1 protein-coding gene is annotated in these 586 nt (G+C 73.4%); it reads left to right on the plus strand.

Annotated elements, in window-relative coordinates:
* Window positions 1–586, plus strand: a 586-nt coding sequence (priA, locus tag ACTXGH_RS13775; RefSeq protein WP_443561798.1) for a replication restart helicase PriA, incomplete at both ends; no start/stop codon positions are given.

Genomic DNA, 586 nt, shown 5'->3' on the forward strand with positions numbered 1-586 from the left:
GGCGGCCGACAACCGGCCGATCCTGCTTGAGGGGGTCACCGGTTCGGGCAAGACCGAGGTCTATTTCGAGGCGGTCGCGGCCTGTATCCGAACTGGGCGGCAGGCGCTGATCCTGATGCCCGAGATCGCCCTGACGGCGCAGTTCCTCGACCGGTTCGCCCAACGCTTCGGGGTCCGGCCGGCGGCCTGGCATTCCGGCATCGGCGGCAAGCGCCGCGAGCGCCTGCGGGCCGCGGTGGCGGCCGGCGAGGCTCTGGTGGTTGTCGGCGCCCGCTCGGCGCTGTTCCTGCCGTTCGCCCGCCTCGGCCTGATCGTGGTCGATGAGGAGCACGAGGCCGCCTACAAGCAGGAGGACGGCGTCCACTACCACGCCCGCGACATGGCGGTGGTGCGCGGGCGCTTGGAGGGCTGCCCGGTGGTGCTGGCCTCGGCGACGCCGTCGATCGAGACCCGGGTGAACGCGGCGCGCGGGCGCTACCGCCACGTGCTGCTGCCGGAGCGGTTCGGCGGACGACGCCTGCCCGACATCGCCGCCATCGACATGCGCAAGGACCAGCCCGAGCGGGGCCGCTTCCTCAGCCCGCCG

This window comes from Psychrobacter sp. 1Y10, from assembly GCF_052259005.1.
In the GTDB taxonomy this organism is placed as follows: Bacteria; Pseudomonadota; Gammaproteobacteria; order Pseudomonadales; family Moraxellaceae; genus Psychrobacter; species Psychrobacter saeujeotis.